Source organism: Ruegeria sp. YTSC325 (genome assembly GCF_059609525.1).
The window spans coordinates 429,386-445,798 of record NZ_JBXWLY010000001.1 but is presented as its reverse complement, the minus strand read 5'-3'; the positions used below and the strand labels follow the sequence as shown (position 1 = coordinate 445,798).

15 protein-coding genes and 1 tRNA gene are annotated in these 16,413 nt (G+C 59.3%); 6 read left to right on the top strand and 10 right to left on the bottom strand.

All coding sequences use genetic code 11. From position 1 onward, the window contains the following. The first annotated feature begins 18 nt into the window (after nucleotides 1–18). The 3 genes from AC2FF7_RS02285 to speB all read left to right on the top strand — a co-directional run bounded on the left by AC2FF7_RS02285 (nucleotide 19) and on the right by speB (nucleotide 3,358). A complete protein-coding gene (locus tag AC2FF7_RS02285) occupies nucleotides 19–1,242 on the top strand; it encodes a saccharopine dehydrogenase family protein (protein WP_496849888.1) in 1,224 nt (407 codons plus the stop codon). A gap of 107 nt (nucleotides 1,243–1,349) precedes the next feature. Further along, nucleotides 1,350–2,519, top strand: a complete 1,170-nt coding sequence (gene nspC, locus AC2FF7_RS02280) for a carboxynorspermidine decarboxylase (RefSeq protein WP_496905130.1) — start codon at nucleotides 1,350–1,352, stop codon at nucleotides 2,517–2,519. Continuing rightward, nucleotides 2,516–3,358: an agmatinase gene (speB, locus tag AC2FF7_RS02275; RefSeq protein ID WP_496905129.1), complete on the top strand. Its 843-nt coding sequence runs from the start codon at nucleotides 2,516–2,518 to the stop codon at nucleotides 3,356–3,358. The genes nspC and speB overlap by 4 nt, the downstream gene beginning before the upstream one ends. Here the strand turns inward: speB and AC2FF7_RS02270 are convergent. Next, nucleotides 3,355–3,945 (bottom strand): HD domain-containing protein, encoded by a 591-nt coding sequence (locus AC2FF7_RS02270; protein ID WP_480867049.1) that lies wholly within the window; start codon nucleotides 3,943–3,945, stop codon nucleotides 3,355–3,357. The two genes, speB and AC2FF7_RS02270, sit on opposite strands and share 4 nt — an antisense overlap. Before the next feature lie 101 nt (nucleotides 3,946–4,046). Between AC2FF7_RS02270 and AC2FF7_RS02265 the strand changes: the two genes are divergently transcribed. Beyond that, a complete protein-coding gene (locus AC2FF7_RS02265) occupies nucleotides 4,047–4,877 on the top strand; it encodes a LysR family transcriptional regulator (RefSeq protein WP_480867048.1) in 831 nt (276 codons plus the stop codon). On the opposite strand, the gene lptF is transcribed toward AC2FF7_RS02265, so the two are convergent. The 3 genes from lptF to AC2FF7_RS02250 all read right to left on the bottom strand — a co-directional run bounded on the left by lptF (nucleotide 4,874) and on the right by AC2FF7_RS02250 (nucleotide 6,564). After that, on the bottom strand, nucleotides 4,874–6,007 hold the full coding sequence (gene lptF, locus AC2FF7_RS02260) for an LPS export ABC transporter permease LptF (RefSeq protein WP_170527246.1): 1,134 nt from the start codon (nucleotides 6,005–6,007) through the stop codon (nucleotides 4,874–4,876). The two genes, AC2FF7_RS02265 and lptF, sit on opposite strands and share 4 nt — an antisense overlap. A 141-nt stretch (nucleotides 6,008–6,148) precedes the next feature. Next, the gene (locus AC2FF7_RS02255) at nucleotides 6,149–6,352 is read right to left on the bottom strand and encodes a hypothetical protein (protein ID WP_170353358.1); all 204 of its coding nucleotides are present in this window, start codon (nucleotides 6,350–6,352) and stop codon (nucleotides 6,149–6,151) included. A gap of 136 nt (nucleotides 6,353–6,488) precedes the next feature. Beyond that, a tRNA-Trp gene (locus tag AC2FF7_RS02250) sits at nucleotides 6,489–6,564 on the bottom strand. Nucleotides 6,565–6,707: 143 nt separating this feature from the next. On the opposite strand from AC2FF7_RS02250, the gene AC2FF7_RS02245 reads away from it, so the two are divergent. Next, complete coding sequence (locus AC2FF7_RS02245; protein WP_496905128.1) at nucleotides 6,708–7,412, top strand: lysophospholipid acyltransferase family protein; 705 nt, start codon at nucleotides 6,708–6,710, stop codon at nucleotides 7,410–7,412. Here the strand turns inward: AC2FF7_RS02245 and AC2FF7_RS02240 are convergent. The 5 genes from AC2FF7_RS02240 to AC2FF7_RS02220 form a co-directional block, all read right to left on the bottom strand. Continuing rightward, entirely contained in the window at nucleotides 7,409–7,654 is a 246-nt protein-coding gene (locus AC2FF7_RS02240; protein WP_170353360.1) for a MoaD/ThiS family protein, read from the bottom strand. The genes AC2FF7_RS02245 and AC2FF7_RS02240 overlap by 4 nt on opposite strands. After that, nucleotides 7,647–9,902, bottom strand: a complete 2,256-nt coding sequence (locus tag AC2FF7_RS02235; protein ID WP_170751548.1) for a xanthine dehydrogenase family protein molybdopterin-binding subunit — start codon at nucleotides 9,900–9,902, stop codon at nucleotides 7,647–7,649. The genes AC2FF7_RS02240 and AC2FF7_RS02235 overlap by 8 nt, the downstream gene beginning before the upstream one ends. Then, complete coding sequence (locus AC2FF7_RS02230; protein ID WP_170353362.1) at nucleotides 9,902–10,381, bottom strand: (2Fe-2S)-binding protein; 480 nt, start codon at nucleotides 10,379–10,381, stop codon at nucleotides 9,902–9,904. The genes AC2FF7_RS02235 and AC2FF7_RS02230 overlap by 1 nt, the downstream gene beginning before the upstream one ends. Further along, entirely contained in the window at nucleotides 10,378–11,244 is an 867-nt protein-coding gene (locus AC2FF7_RS02225) for an FAD binding domain-containing protein (RefSeq protein ID WP_480867043.1), read from the bottom strand. The genes AC2FF7_RS02230 and AC2FF7_RS02225 overlap by 4 nt, the downstream gene beginning before the upstream one ends. A 128-nt stretch (nucleotides 11,245–11,372) precedes the next feature. Beyond that, nucleotides 11,373–14,585: a reductive dehalogenase gene (locus AC2FF7_RS02220; protein WP_496905127.1), complete on the bottom strand. Its 3,213-nt coding sequence runs from the start codon at nucleotides 14,583–14,585 to the stop codon at nucleotides 11,373–11,375. Between the two features lie 75 nt (nucleotides 14,586–14,660). On the opposite strand from AC2FF7_RS02220, the gene AC2FF7_RS02215 reads away from it, so the two are divergent. Continuing rightward, nucleotides 14,661–15,563, top strand: a complete 903-nt coding sequence (locus tag AC2FF7_RS02215) for a LysR family transcriptional regulator (protein WP_480867040.1) — start codon at nucleotides 14,661–14,663, stop codon at nucleotides 15,561–15,563. Here the strand turns inward: AC2FF7_RS02215 and AC2FF7_RS02210 are convergent. Continuing rightward, nucleotides 15,554–16,405, bottom strand: a complete 852-nt coding sequence (locus AC2FF7_RS02210) for a LysR substrate-binding domain-containing protein (protein ID WP_480867038.1) — start codon at nucleotides 16,403–16,405, stop codon at nucleotides 15,554–15,556. The genes AC2FF7_RS02215 and AC2FF7_RS02210 overlap by 10 nt on opposite strands. Nucleotides 16,406–16,413 lie beyond the last annotated feature (8 nt).

The following is a 16,413-nucleotide window of genomic DNA, read 5'->3' as shown; positions in this document are numbered from 1 at the left end:
TGAGAGGAGACGACCCCCATGGGAACTTTGAGTGGCAAAACACTGGTTGTCGGCGCAGGCGGCGTATCCCACGCCGCCGTGCACAAGATGGCGATGAACTCGGACATCTTCACCGAGATCACTCTCGCCAGCCGCACGAAATCGAAATGCGATGCCATCGCCGCAGCCGTGAAAGAACGCGTTGGGGTCGAGATCAAGACCGCCGAACTGGACGCCTACAAGGTCGAAGACACGGTCAAACTGATCAAGGAAACCGGGGCCGAGATCCTCGTAAACCTCGCCCTGCCCTATCAGGATCTGGTGCTGATGGATGCCTGCCTTGAGGCCGGTATCCACTACATCGACACCGCGAACTATGAGCCCGAGGACGAGGCCAAGTTCGAATACCACTGGCAATGGGCCTATCAGGAGCGCTTCAAAGCGGCCGGCCTGACCGCCATTCTCGGGTCTGGCTTCGATCCGGGTGTGACCAGCGTATTCGCCAAATGGCTGAAGAAACACAAGCTCGACACGATCCGCCAGATCGACGTTCTGGACGCCAATGGCGGCAGCAACGATCAGGAATTCGCCACCAACTTCAACCCGGAAATCAACCTGCGCGAAGTGCTGGCCGAAGTCCGCCACTGGGAAGGTGGTGAGTGGAAACACTCCCCCGCCATGACCCATAAGGTCGAGTTCGACTTCCCCGCCATCGGCCCAAAGAACATGTACCTGATGTATCACGAGGAACTGGAGAGCCTCAGCACCCACTTCCCCGAGATCGAGCGCGCCCGATTCTGGATGACGTTCGGCGACGCCTACATCATGCACGCCAAAGTGCTGGAAAACGTCGGCATGACTCGCATCGATCCGGTGATGCATGACGGCAAGGAAATCATCCCGATCCAGTTCCTGAAAACCTTGCTGCCCGATCCCGGCGATCTGGGCGCGGAAACCAAGGGCAAAGCCTGCATCGGCGACATCGCCACAGGTCAGGCCAAGGATGGCTCAGGCGAAAAGACCTTCTACATCTACAACATCTGCGACCACGAGGAGTGCTACGCCGAGGTCGGCAGCCAGGCCGTTAGCTACACCACCGGCGTTCCAGCAATGATCGGCGCGGCCCAGGTGCTGAAAGGCAACTGGACCGAGCCCGGCGTCTGGAACATGGAACAGCTCGATCCTGATGACTTCATGGACATGCTGAACACCCACGGCTTGCCGTGGCAGGTCCACGAACTCGACGGCCCGGTCACCTTCTGATCCGCGCGGGCGGCCCCCACGGCCGCCCTGCTTCATCTGGCTAAAAATACCTCGGGGGGGACCGGGGGGCTGGCCCCCCGGCCTCTCCACAATCGGAGACGCCTGACATGTCCGACATGATGACCACCCAAGCCGGCGACGCCGGTGCCTTTCGCAATTTCGACCTCAGCCGCGTCCCCACTCCCTGCTTCGTGGTCGACGAAAAGGCGATCGAGCGAAACCTGCGCATCCTCTCCGATATCGGCACACAATCTGGCGCGCATGTCCTGAGCGCGCTCAAGGCCTTCTCCATGTTCTCGCTCGCCCCGCTGGTGCGCCAGCACCTCGGCGGCACCTGCGCCAGTGGCATCTACGAGGCCCGCCTCGGCCGCGAGGAATATGGCGGTGAAGTCGCTACCTTCTGCGCTGGTTACAAAGACGCAGATATAGAAGAAATCCTGTCGCTGTCGGACCACATCATCTTCAATTCGCCCGCGCAAAAGGACCGGTTTCTCACGAAAGCCCAAGCCGCAAACGTTCAGGTCGGACTGCGCATCAACCCGGAGCATTCCGAAGGCGAGATCCCCAAATACGACCCCTGCGCGCCCTGCTCGCGCCTAGGAACGCCCGTCAGCCAGCTGACCGAAGATACGTTGACCGGTGTAGACGGGCTGCACATGCACACGCTCTGCGAACAGGGATTCGAGCCGCTTCAACGCACATGGAAAGCCGTAGAACCGAAACTCAAACCCTTCCTCGGCCAATTCAAATGGCTAAATTTCGGCGGCGGACATCACATCACCCGCGATGACTACGACCGCCAAGGGCTGATCGCATTCATCAAGACCATCCGCGAAACGTACAACGTCGATATCTACCTCGAACCCGGCGAAGCCGTCGCTTTGGACGCGGGCATTCTGATCGGTGAAATCCTCGACCTGCCCATCAATGGCATGAATCTCGCCATCACCGATATCTCGGCCACCTGCCACATGCCCGACGTGATCGAGGCCCCCTATCGCCCTGCCCTGATGGACGAGGCAGATGCAGGCCATACCTACCGCCTCGGCGGCCCCTCCTGTCTGGCAGGCGACGTTATCGGCGACTACACATGGGACAAACCGCTGGAGATAGGTCAGCGCTTTGCCTTCCTAGATCAGGCGCATTATTCGATGGTCAAGACCAACACGTTCAATGGGGTGCCCCTGCCGACCATCGCCCTGTGGAACAGCGAAACGGACACGCTTAAGATCATCAAAGAGTTCGGCTATGACGACTTTAAGGACCGCCTCTCATGAGCATTTTCCTCGACAGTGAACTGACCACGTCCGAGCGCACCGAAGACGCGCGGTTCCGCGTGATCCCGGTGCCGCTGGAGCGCACCGTATCCTACGGTTCGGGCACCGCCAAAGGCCCCGAAGCCATCATCGAAGCCAGCAACGAACTGGAGCGTATCACCGGCCATACCGAGCCCTGCGTCGAGGGCATTTTCACCGAAAACCCGCTGGATTGCGAAGGCGCCCTCCCTGAAGTCATGGAACGCCTTGCCCAACGCACCGAGGCTGCCATTCGTGCAGGCAAAGTGCCAGTAACGCTGGGCGGAGAGCATTCCCTCAGCTACGGCGCAGTGATGGGCGTGGCACGTGCGCTGAACCAACCCGTCGGCATCGTCCAGATCGACGCCCATGCGGATCTGCGCAATGCCTATCAGGGCGAGAAGCATTCGCACGCGTCAGTTATGCATCTGCTGGCTGAAGAAGGCATCAAACTGGCCCAATTCGGCGTCCGCGCGTTTTCCACCGAAGAGGCGCAAAGCCGTCTGAAAAACCACGTCTTCCATGTGGATGCCGAGGAGCTGGTCACAGGCAATATCCACGCCGTCGACCTGCCCGAGGATTTCCCCGAGCTGGTCTATGTCAGCTTTGACGTGGACGGTCTGGACCCTTCGTTGATGCCTGCCACCGGCACCCCGGTTCCGGGCGGGCTCGGTTACTACCAAGCCCTGCGGTTGGTCGAACATGCCCTTAAAGGCCGCAAATGCGTGGGGTTCGACGTGGTCGAATTGGCCCCCGATGGCAACGCGGCGTGGGATTTCACCGTCGCGCAGATCGTCTATCGGCTGATGGCGTCCTGTTAACCTTCGGAAGTCTCGTTCAATTCCATATGCCCCTCGCCCTTGTTCAATACGCGACGCAGCATGGGCTCGAAAAACTCCAGCGGCTTGGTCGGGTAGTTCGGGTCGAACGCCTTCTGATCGTATTCATGGCAGAAATAGCGGCAGTCTTCCCAGTACGGGCTGTCGCGGTACTTGTCGCGGGCGTTTCGATCGCCGCCAAGGTGGTGGTTGTAGTAGTAACCCTGAAACACGCAGTGATGTTTCAATATCCAATAGGCCTTCTCGCTGACATAGGGCTTCATCATCGCCGCTGACAGCTCACCGTGATTGTATGGTGACAGGATATCGCCGGTGTCATGGATCAGGGCAGCGACCACCAGCTCCTCATCAGCCCCATCCTCATAGGCGCGGGTCGCGGCCTGCAAACTATGCTGATAGCGGTTGACAGGGTATGGCGTCCACTCCTCGTCCAGCGACCGGATCGCGTCCAGAATACGGTCGGGCAAAGCGGCATTGTACGCCTCTTCATACTCCATGACCGCATCCCAATCGGCTTTCGTCGCCTCTTCGAAACTAGTCCAGGTGGGTTTGTGGCTTTTGTCCAGCATGACACGGTCCTTATGCACATCGTTCACCACAGAGTAGCGCGGAACCATGACTCCAAAAAAATGATTTGATTTTATCAATTTGATGAAAAAATACTTTCAACATGCAAATCACAGCGCTCGAGACTTTCCTATGCGTGGCCGAAACCGGAGGGTTCCACGCCGCCGCCCGCAAGCTGAACGTGACACAGACCGCAGTCAGTGCCCGTATCCGGTCGATCGAGGAAGCGACCGGAAAATCACTGTTTAACCGCGGTGCAGGTGGCACCACCCTGACTGATTTTGGTCGACAATTCCGCCCCTATGCCGAGCAGATGCTGTCTCTGTGGTCTTTTGCTTCGCGGGACTTGCCTGCTCAATCGACAAACCGGATAGCTCTGCGTCTTGGAGCGCAACTCAGCATCTGGGATCCATTGCTTGTCGATCTTGCTGTTCGATTTGAGCAGAAACTGGGCCAGTTGCTACTGACCCTTAACTACGACCACGATCTGGACATGATCGACGCGGTCGCCACACATGTATTGGACGCGGCCCTTACCTACGAAAAACCGTCAGACACACGGATCATTTCTGACGAACTAGCCCCAGAGCGCTTGCGGCTCGTCAAATCCGCAGGCTCGGGCGGCGACCCGGTGTTCGTCAACCTGGAACTAGGTGAGGTCTATCAGGACCATGTTCGCTCAACCGCGCGCAGTGCATCGGGACAAACAGTGTTTCTGGGCAATTGCATGATGGCGCTTCGCTATATCCTGCGGCGGGGCGGGATCGGCTATTTTCCAGACTACGTTATCGCCGACCATCTGGCATCTGGCGAATTGACGGCTGTGCCCGACGCGCGCGATCTGATGTTGCCACTCTATCTGGTCACGCGCCGTTCCAGCCCCGCGTTTGACAACATTCGGGATTGCCTGACTGATCTGAGAAAACCTGTCTAAGCCGCAGACGCCTGCCGCAGTCTGGACCGTCCTCTTACCAACGGCCTCCCTGCGATTAGCAGGAACAGACATGATATCAGGATACCGATAATTGCTGGCAAATACAGCACGATCCACAACCCCGGATCGGCAACGACAATGGGCGAAACAAAACCGCGCACACCCTCTAAAAGCACCAAAATCGTAAAGGCACCGAAAATCTGCGGCCATAGGCCAAATCGCGAAAAACTACCCAGCATCAGGGTTGCGTATCCGGCCATTGAAACGGCGACGCAAATGGCAATCCACGAGAACCTCTGATGCAGCTCCTCGATCAATTCACCCTCAGTGAACCCTTCCGCCGCTGCTATTTCCGCCCGGTTTTGAAAAAGCTCATTGGTCGGGATCGCCTCGAGGCTTCGTTCTGTCATCCGATTGGTGTTCGTTAACCCTGAGATGTCGTACGAGGCGTCCTCGAACAGTGTCGAAGAAAGCGTTTTGCCCTCTTGATCCAGGCGCAAAGCAACACCGTCCACCATAACCAGATGGATACCCGAACCGCCATTGACCAGATAGGCCGTTTTACTGGAGTAGCTCACGGGAGTTGCCTCATCCCTGCGGTCGGACACAAAGACCTCGTGCAAAGTCCCATCCAGGTCAATCCGACCGATATATACCGTGACGCCAGTGGTCGGGTGCAGAAACTCACCTTCGTTCAACAGTTGAGCGGTCACGTCGCCTGCGACTTCGGCCTGACGCAGTTCCAGCTGTTCGACCGAGGCAGGGCGCAGGAAAATACTGATCGACGCCATCATGGCGCCAGACACAAGACCAAACAGGAAAACCGCGCGCGCAAGGCGCCACGGGCTGGACCCGGTCGCCAGCATTACGGTCAATTCACTTTCACGACTCAGCCGGTTGGTTGCGTAGACGGCCGCAGCAAATACAGCCATTGGCATCACGGTTCGGATTAGCGTAGGCAGAGTCAGAGCGGTAAATTCCAGAAACACAAGCGCCGACTGCCCGCCACTGATTACCCGGTCAAACAGGCTGACCGAGCGAGTGATCCAGAAGACCCCCACCAGAATTAGAGTGAAAAAGCCGAACAGAATCAGCAATTGTCGCAGGAAATATCCATCGAAACGCGACATGTATCCTCATCCGGCCCTTGGGTGTTTCACCGGACAATATGCCAATCGCTGGGCCGAGGAAACCAGAATGCGAAGGAATAGCCCAAATTGACCGTCCGTCGTCAGGGATTTTGGAGCAAATTACATTATCTTCGCGTACGGTCAGGCCGTCGGTCGCCCTGGTGCGTCACCCAATGCAAGCAACAACAGGATCGCCAATAAGGGTGATGCGACAAGACCTATCAGAAACCAGATGAGACCGGATCGGTTGCGGCGCCCCGCCATCGTGATTGGCAGAATGTAGAGCCAGATCACGAAAATCAATAACAAGAGCAAAAGAACAAGTTGGATAATAGGTGCGTCCATATCTGAGCCTCGTAATTTTATTACGAACCTGCCCGTTCTACGCGCAGTGTCAACACCGGCCGTTAGTTGTGTATTGACACAAAAAGCCCCGGATCCCGTGATCCGATCTCTCGACATACTGATACAAAGTGTAATTTGGCAGGGGCAGCAGGGTTCGAACCCGCGACCTACGGTTTTGGAGACCGTCGCTCTACCAACTGAGCTATACCCCTAAGGTGCGCATCAGATATGCCAGCCGCGCGGCGGACTCAAGAGGCTTTTTCAGATTCTGTTGCTCTAAACCTATGCGACAAACAAGTTGCGCATGGCGTTGAGTTCTATAAGACACAATTTGCTTGGCAGAAGGACCCCGCCCGTGAGTATCCGCAAGAAGATCGCTGATAGTGAAGCCCTGTTGAACTGGGCCGCGCGGCGCATTGCGTGGTATATCCGGCTGGTCCATCGCAACACCGAATGGCAGCGTATTGGCTATGAGGAACTGGACCAGTTGGCCGAACAGGGCGAACCGGTCATCGTTGTGCTGTGGCACCAAAGGCTGGCGCAATCGCCCTATTTCTATCCGCTGGACAAGGGGCCCATCTGCTCCATCACCTCGTCTGCGCGCGCGGGCAGCATGGTTGGTCGAGTGCAGAAATTGTTCGGCATGGACACGATCGCCATGACCAGCAAGAAATCGAACAACATTGCTGTGTCGCGCGAAGTGATCGGCAAAATGAAGCAAGGCATTTCCATCGGCATCGCCGCCGACGGTCCACGTGGGCCGGAAAGGGTGTTGTCCACGGTGCCTTTAGTCTGGGCAAGGACCTCGGGCAAGCGGGTGTTCGGGATTACTTTTTCCGCGGAACATGGTCGCGAGGCAGGCACATGGGACCGGTTGCTGATGCCGCGCCCCTGGCGCAACAAGGGCGTGTTTATTTGCCGGGAATGGACGGAAACCGTGCCGCGCAAAGCCTCGGACGAGCAGATCGAGGGCCTGCGCCTCAGCCTTGAACAACATATGAATGACATCACGGCCGAGGCCGACCGCATGGTCGGGCGCGAGCCTTGGTCGCCGTCCTAACCGCCGCGCAAACGCTGCATTAGGTAAACTTCACTGCCTTCCGGGATCGGTTCGGTCAGACCGGTTGCGATGACGCGTCCGTCGATGGCGATGGACACGCCCGCCTCAATTGGGCCTTCCAGTTGCGGATGCGTCCTGACCAGTTCCCGTAGCAGATCGCCGGTGGTTTTGGCCTCGACCTCCACCACCTGCTGACCCCCGGTCAAAGACCGGAGGCCGGACCAGAGGTGGACCTCAACCATTGTCCTTGAGCGCCGCCAGAATGCGCGGCGGGGACATTGGCAGTTGCTTCATCCGCACGCCAGCTGCGTTGGACACAGCATTGGCGATGGCGGCCAAGGGCGGCACGATGCCCGTCTCACCCACACCGCGCACACCGAACGGATGGCCGGGGTTGGGCACTTCGACGATCACCGTGTCGATCATGGGCAGGTCGCTGGCAACGGGGATGCGATAGTCAAGGAAGATCGAGTTCTGCAACCGACCATCCTCGCCATAGATATATTCCTCGTTCAACGCCCAGCCGATACCTTGCGCGGCACCGCCCTGGAACTGGCCCTCGACATAGGTCGGGTGGATCGCCTTACCGGCGTCCTGAATGACCGTATAGCGGGTGATCGTGGTCTTGCCGGTTTCCGGATCGACCTCGGCGTCAACAATGTGGGTGCCAAAGGACACGCCTGCGCCTTCGGGCGTCGCCTCGAAATGGCCCGAGATCGGACCTCCGGTGCGTCCCATTTTGGCAGTGATATCTGCCAGCGGCATCGGGTCAAAGTCGCCCGCGTTCGGGCCCGAAGGCACGGCGCAACCGTTTTCCCACTTCACGGCTTCAACCGGGATATCCCATTTGGCCGCTGCACGTTCGCACAGTTTTTCGACAGCATGGCGCGCCGCCTTGATCGTCGCCAGACCCGAAGCATAGGTCACCCGGCTACCGTGGCTGACGTCGTTATACCCCAGCGTTGCGGTGTCTGCGACGGTGACACGGATGTTCTCATATGGAATGCCCAACACCTCGGCCGCCATCAGCGCCATCGACGCGCGCGAGCCGCCGATGTCGGGCGTGCCCACCATCAACTGGGCTGAACCGTCTTCGGACAATGCCAGGGTTACCGAGGTTTCGCCCCCGTGGTTGAACCAGAAGCCGCAGGAGACGCCGCGTCCCTGCCCCGGTTTCAACGGCGCCGAATAATGCGGATGCGCCTTGGCGGCCTCGAGCGTTTCCACCAGACCGATGCGTTCATAGCGCGGGCCATAGCTGGCCTTGGTACCCTCATGCGCGGCGTTCTTCAGACGCACCTCGATCGGGTCGAGACCCAGCTTGTTGCACATCTCATCAATGACCGACTCGACCGCAAAAGCCCCCATCGGCGCGCCGGGCGCGCGATAAGCGGCTTGCTTGGGACGGTTGGCCATCACGTCATAACCGATCTGTTTGACGTTGGTCAGGTTATACGCCGCGAATGCACACATGGCGGTCATGTCACCCGGCGCACCAGGGAACGCACCGCCCTGCAGACGGAATTCTCCACGAGCCGCAGTAATAGTGCCGTCCTTCTTCATGCCGATCTTGATATCCATCGAGGCCGAGGCGGTTGGCCCTGTCGCCCGGAACACTTCGGATCGGGTCATGACCAGCTTGACCGGGCGGTTCGCCTTGCGGCTCAGCGCAAGCGCGACCGGTTCGATGAACACAGTCGTTTTGCCGCCAAAGCCGCCGCCAATCTCGGACGCAGTTACGCGCAGCTGCGAGGTCTCAATTCCCAGCAACGCCGCGCAGGTCTTTTGCGCGATCCAGTGGCCTTGCGTGGTGCACCACAGCTCACCTTTGCCGTCATTGCCCAGCAGGCCAAGACAGGCGTGCGGCTCGATATAGCCCTGATGGGTCGCCTCGGTGACAAAGCTATCTTCAAGGACCAGATCTGCCTCGGCAAAGCCAGCGTCGACATCGCCATGACCGCTTTCGTGATACCGCACAACGTTGGGGTGCATCCCTTCGGGCACGGAATAATCCGCCGCACCTTCGCGGATGACCGGTGCATCCGGGGCCATCGCTTTGTCTACGTCGGTCACATGAGGCAGCACCTCATACTCGACCTCGATCAGCTTCAGCGCATCCCGCGCGGCCAGCGCCGAAGTCGCCGCCACCGCAGCCACCGCATGACCATCATAGAGAGCTTTCTCGCCCGCCATGACGTTTTCCAGCACGTTCCAGAATTCGCCCGCCAAACCGGGTTTGAACGGCACGTCGGCGAAATCAGCGCGTGTGACCACGGCTTTGACGTCTTTCAGCGCCTCGGCCTTCGATGTGTCGATTTTCACGATCCGCGCATGGGCGTGGGGTGAGCGCAGGATCGCGCCATGCAGCATGCCGGGCGCAGACATATCCGCGCCGAACTTGGCGCGGCCCGTCACCTTGTCCAACCCGTCAGGGCGGTTCGGACGGGTGCCGACAAAAGTGAAATCCGTTTTACGATCGTCCAGAGCCATTACGAAGCCTCCCGCAATTCTTCTGCCGTTTCCATGACGGCGCGAATGATCTTGTCATAGCCGGTGCAGCGGCACAGGTTACCCGCCAGCCAGTACCGGGTTTCTTCCTCGGTCGGGTTGGGGTTTTTCTCCAGCAGCGATTTGGCCGCCACCAGAATGCCCGGCGTGCAGATGCCACATTGCAGGGCGGCATGTTCGATGAACTTCTGTTGCAGCGGGTGCAGCACGTCACCATCCGCGATACCTTCGACGGTTTCGATGGTCTTACCCTCGGCCTCAGCGCCCAGCATCAGGCAGGAACAGACCAGACGGCCATCAACCGTGACCGAGCACGCGCCGCAATCGCCAGTACCGCAACCCTCTTTCGCGCCGGTCAGGTTCAGCTTGTCGCGCAGACAATCCAGCAGGGTTTCGCGCGGGTCGCACAGAAAATCGACCTCATCGCCATTCACGGTGGTCGTTACGTGGAGCTTGCTCATGCTTTCTCTCCCTTCGCGCGGGCATAGGCGATTTTCGCGGCGCGCTTGGCCAGAACGCCAGCGACCTCGGTGCGGAATGCGATCGTGCCGCGTTTGTCGTCGATTGGGTTACAGGCAGCCGAAGCGGCAGTGGCCAGTGCCTCCAGCGCTGCGTCGTCCAGCGTGCTGCCGATGATGGCCTTGGCACAGTCTTCAACCAGCAGGACGGTCGGCGCGACCGCGCCCAGCGAGACGCGGGCCTCGGTCACGGTATCACCGTCCAGACGCAGGCTGACACCCACGCCAACAACGGCGATGTCCATCTCGGTGCGCGGGATGAACCGCAGATACGCGTCACCCGCATTGTCCCCGCGCGCAGGGATGTTTACGGCCGAGATCACCTCACCCTTGGACAGCGAGGTCTTACCGGGTCCGGTTGGGATATCCTCGACAGCAACCTCACGGGTTCCATCTGGGCCGGTGACAGACACGGTCACACCAGCGGCAACCATCGCAGGCACCGAATCCGCCGCCGGAGAGCCATTACACAGGTTTCCGGTCAGCGTTGCCCGCCCCTGCACCTGCGTCGAACCGATCAGGTCCATCGCCTCAACCACGCCGGGCCAGTCGCGGCTCAGTTCAGCATGTTCGCTCATCTCGGCACCGGTTGCGGCAACGCCAAGGGTCCAACTGCCGTCTGCATTACGGGTGATGTCGCTGACACCGTCGATCTTCTTGATGTCGATCAGCGTATCGGGCGTGACCAGTTCCGAGCGCAACTGCACCAGAACATCCGTTCCACCCGCCAGAAAGCGGGTGACGCCCGTTGCGTTTGCAGCCAGAGCCGACGCCTCGGCAAAACTGGCGGGGCTGTGATAATCCATGAAAATACCTCGCACCTGTTAATCAGGGTTCACTAGGGTTCGGCAGGGACGTTAGTGCAGCGGCGCCCCAACGTCCATGGTTGGAGCGACCAATTTTTGAGATAAAAAAGTCGTTTCCTGACCTTGGCTCAGAGGTCAATCTCGATCACACCATCCGGCTGTGTCGCCCGGCTTTGGCACAGGATGATAGCGCTCTCACGTTGTTTCTTGGACAAAACGAAATCGCGGTGTTCGACCTCACCCGAAATCACGCCACATTTGCAGACCCCACAGATGCCATCGGCGCATTTCACATCCACGTGAATGCCTGCCTCGTTCAGCACCTGCGCTGCATCTTTGTCGGCGGGTACAGTCAGATCTCGACCCGATTTTGCCAGCCGCAAAGTGAAGGCGTGATTCTCATAGTCCGGCTGCTCGGGGACCGAGAAATACTCCAGATGCCGCGCTTCTTCGGGAAAGCCCTGACGCTCAGCCGCTTGCATAACTCCGTCCATGAAGCGATCGGGGCCGCAGGTATAGACGTGCCAACCGTCTTGATAACCCGACAGGACGGCTTCCAGATCGGCCCGCGTGCCTTCGTCCGAGAAATGATAGTGCACGCGATCCGCCCAAGGCATCGCTGCCAGATCCTTCAGATACCCCGCCCCGGCACGGGTACTGGCCGAATAGTGCAGCTGGAACGGTTTGCCCATGGCATACAGACGGTGAGCAAAGGCGATCATCGGAGTGATGCCGATCCCGCCGCCCATCAGGAAGGTCTTGGTTGCGCCCTCGTCCAGCTCGAAATGGTTGATGGGTTTCGAGATGAAGACCTTGCGCCCCTCGTTGAAAATGCGGTGCAGCAGAGCTGAGCCACCGCGTCCCTCATCCTCACGCAGCACGCCGATCTGATAGGTGGCGCGGTCTGCTGGATCGCCGGACATAGAGTACTGCCGCAGGAATTCCGGCGCGACCAGCACGTCCAGATGCGCGCCCGCCGTCCATTCGGGCAGTGGTGAGCCGTCCAGCGTCGAGAATTCATACTTGGTCACATCAGCAGTCATCTTGTCGACCTTGGTCAGCGCCACCCGCATCACCGGCGCGTCGCCCGCGATGGTATAGCGGTGGATCACCGACAGATCGCCCGCCGCCTTGCGCGCTTTGTATTCCTCGGCCGTGACCATGGCCTCATAGGCTGCGATCCCAGCCTCGCGGTCCATGGCGAACGGATAGGGCCAGGGGTGCGGTGCCAGATAGGCAGGGTAAACGGCCAGAGTCTGATCCTCGTATTTCAGGTCCAGGTCGGTTTGCAGATCGCGCCGGTTCAGCGGGTGCTCGGTCGGGCGATAGGCACCGTCCGGTTGCAGCTCCAGATCCCACCACCATTTCTTGACATCGTTCAGCCCGCCATTGCCCACCACATCATCCAACCGCGCCAGCGCGGGCGCGGCTTTGGGAATATTCATCGCGGCCCAGCGGAAGGGACGTTCCTTGAAGATGCCCTCAAGGTTCCAAGGGCAGGTCTTCATACACCGCCCGCACATCGCGCCGCCCGGCGTGGTCACGCGATAGGTGGCGCATTTCTGGCTGTCGGATTTCCAGATTTCATAGCCGTTGAACATCAGCTTCGGACCAGCAGTGATCGCACCCGAGGGGCATTCGCGGGCGCATTTGTTGCAGCTTTCGCAGAAGGTCTGCAGACCGAAATCGATCGGCTTGTCATGCGCCATCGGCATATCCGTCGTCACCGCGCCTGATTTCAGGCGGGGCCCCAAATAGGGGTTCAGGATCACCTCTCCGATCCGGCTAACCTCGCCCAGCCCAGACAACAACAGCAGTGGCGGCTGTAACACCTCGCCATCCATTACGGTATGCGCGCGGGCCTTATAGCCCAGATTGCGGATCTGTTGCGCGATCACTCCACCCAGTAACGAAAACCGCAGATAAGCGCGCATCGACTGCGCGACACTGATCCAGTCATCGCCGCTGGCGCCCTCCATAGTCTCATAACCCTGGTCGATGATCATGCTGATGGCCTGGTCATGGGGCGGCGTGATCTCCTCGCCCGTTGCATCATGCGAGTACCACGCCCAGTCCGGGCACCGGCTGAGGCCCACCGCATCGACCCCCAGAAAATAGGTAGCCGCCTTGATATTCGCGGCATTGCGCGCGGCGTCGGTTGGTGGCGCGGTATCGGCGCTTTCCCCATCCTGCAGCAACACGAACGCGCCCAGCGCGCGGCGTTGCGCGGTACTGGGCGCGGCCTTGCGCACGTAATACCCGCCCTTGGCCCCGTCTTGCAGATGCTTGCCCATATCCCCGAACTGCGCGCGAGCGAACATGTCGGCGCGCTTGGGGACGCGGGCGACGTTTTCCTCGTCGACATAAGTTGTAGGTTTTTTCACCCGCTTGAGGGTCTCAAACGGATGCGCCCCGTCCACATAGCGCCGTTTGGCATAAGGGTCGCGGTTCAGCGCGTTCTTGGCAAAGCCCGCGCCCAGCCACCACGCCGGGCCTTGGGTTCGAAACCACGGCTGTTGCGCCATGGGGAGCAGGGGCTGATCGTGGGCGATCTCCATCTCGGTCGTGACCGCAGCCAGTCCGAACCGTTTACCCAGCCACGGCGCGGCCAGCTCTCCGTCTTCGACCGAACACAGCCCCGCCGCGACGGCCAGCTTACCCAGATCAACCTCGGAAGACATGACCGTATGCGCCCGGGCGTCAAAGCCCAGAATGCGGATGTAGTTGGCGATGACCACGGCGTTTTCGGTCGCCAGAAGACAAGCGCGGTGGTCTTGCGCATCCATGATCCAATCTGCGCCGGGCTCGTTGGGATCCGGGTCGCGGTTGTGTTCGTACAGAAAGACAATCGCATGGCGATGGGTGTCCATGGGGCGCGGTTTGGCCTCCATGCTTTCTTTCAGATCGGCCATGATCAAGTCGATCCCCGAAGCCAATGTCTTGGTCTGCCGTGTCTTCAGCGCATGGGCCAGACGGTCGATATCGGGGTTGCGGCGGGGTTCGGTCAGCAATGCCTCGGGCGGCAGAGGACCACACCCCATCATTGAGGCATCATTGAAATAGCCGAACGCTTTTAGATGGTTGGCACGACCGGTCAGATCGGCAGACACCTCGGACTCCACCGGATTCACGAACCCATCCCGGATCGTATCCAGCATAGCTTGAAACTCACGCATCGCATTGACAATGCTCTCAGGGCGCTCAGGGCGATGAAAGCTAAGCGTTGGCATGGGCATCACCTCGGAAAGATCAGGCAAATCCGACTGCCGTGCCAACCGTTCTAGCGGGTATTGCCCCATATGAACCGGGCGGTTCTTGTCCGAGAAAAAGCGGATTCCCATCGCGCACCTCCTGATGATGACAGTCACCTATTGCGCACTGGACTGCAAATCCATTCATGAATAATCATACACGTCATGAGGAAAACTGATTTTACTGATCTGGACGGTAAGGTCTTGCGCGTGTTTCTGACCATTCTCGAAGAAAGTTCGGTATCGAAAGCGGCCGACCGGTTGGGCGTGACGCAATCAGCGATCAGCCATACGCTGGCCAAATTGCGACAGGTTCTAGGCGATCCGCTGTTTGTCCGCTCGGGTCAGGGGCTGACCCCGACCGAACGAGCTTTGTCGCTGAAAGACCCAGCGCAAAACGTGCTGGATGCAATGCGGGCGCTGACCGAAGACCGCCCGTTTGATCCGATGCTCGAGGAAATGCAATTTCAGATCGCCACCAACGACATGCCGCGCGAACTGATCTTTCCCGAACTGCTGCGTGCCACACGGGCCGAAGGCGTCCGGTTGCGGCTCGGGTTCATACCCTCGGGCGTTCCCGATCCGGACTTGTTGCGAAGCGACCGGTGCCAGCTGATGCTGACGCCCCTGCCGCCTGATGGGCCGGACATCTTTCAGAAACGTATTCTCAGCAGCCCATTGATGATCTTTTACGATGCAGAACGACGCTGTCCGCCGGACAGTTGGCACGCCTACTGTGCGACTGAACATGTTGACGTTCGGTTTCCCGATGGCCGCAGTTCGCGAGCCGTGATGCGGGGCGTAGACCAAAGCCAGATCAGACCACCCACCGTCACCTTGCCTCATTTCAACGCCATCCCGTCCTTTGTGAAAGGCAGCGACCTGATCTCGACCGACACCGCGTTGATGAAACGCGGGCCACTGGCTGCGCTGGACTGCGCGCCCTTGCCGTTTAAATGCGAGCCGGTCTCAATCTACATGGTCTGGCATCAAAGGTCGGCAAATGATCCCGCTCATCGCTGGGTACGTAACAGGATCGAGTCCACCGCGCGCGCCCTTCAGACCTGAGATAAAAGCCATTTTTGCACCACCTTGACCAGTTCCGGTTGTCGGGGGCGTTTTGGCACGACGATGTGAAAACCGAGATCCTCGACCAATACGTCAGGCAGAGGTTGAACAAGGCGTCCTGACGCCAGTTCGGCCGCGACCAATGTCGCATTAGCAAGCGCTATCCCTTGCCCGGACACAGCCGCGTCAATGGCAAGGCTCGTCTGGCTAAAGTTCATCATTCGTGGCTTGCCGACGACTCCGGCCCGATCAAGGAACAGAGGCCAAAGACCGTGGGTGTCGTTCAAAAGGATTGCGCCTGACAGGTCCTGCGGCGCTTTGACTTTGTTGGCCATCGAAGGGCTACAGACCACAATGAATTCAGTGGAAAACAGAGGCACCGATGATAAGTCGCTGCCAAATGGGGCTCGACCCTGTCGCACGGCGATATCGACCCCGTCGCTTTTGAAATCTGCCAACCGCTCGCGCGCGTCGATCTGAACGGCGATATCCGGATAACGCGAGGAAAAGTCCTTTAGCCGTGGCACCAACCATTTCGACGCGAAACTGGGTGTGACCGAAATCGTAACATGTCTGTCGCCGGACAGATCAGTGACCGCCTCTTCGATCAAACGAAAAGCGCGGCGCAGAGGGGCATGAAACCTGCGTCCGGCTTCGGTCAGCGCAAGGCCACGCGGCAGGCGATCAAACAGCTTCTCGGCCAATCGCGCTTCTAGTCCGCGCACCTGTTGGGCAACCGCCCCTTGCGTCACGCCCAGCTCTTCTGCTGCCAGTCGAAAGTTGAGATGTCGCGCCGAGGCTTCAAACGCGCGCAGGGCATTGAGCGGGGGTAATGCGGTCATATAACTAT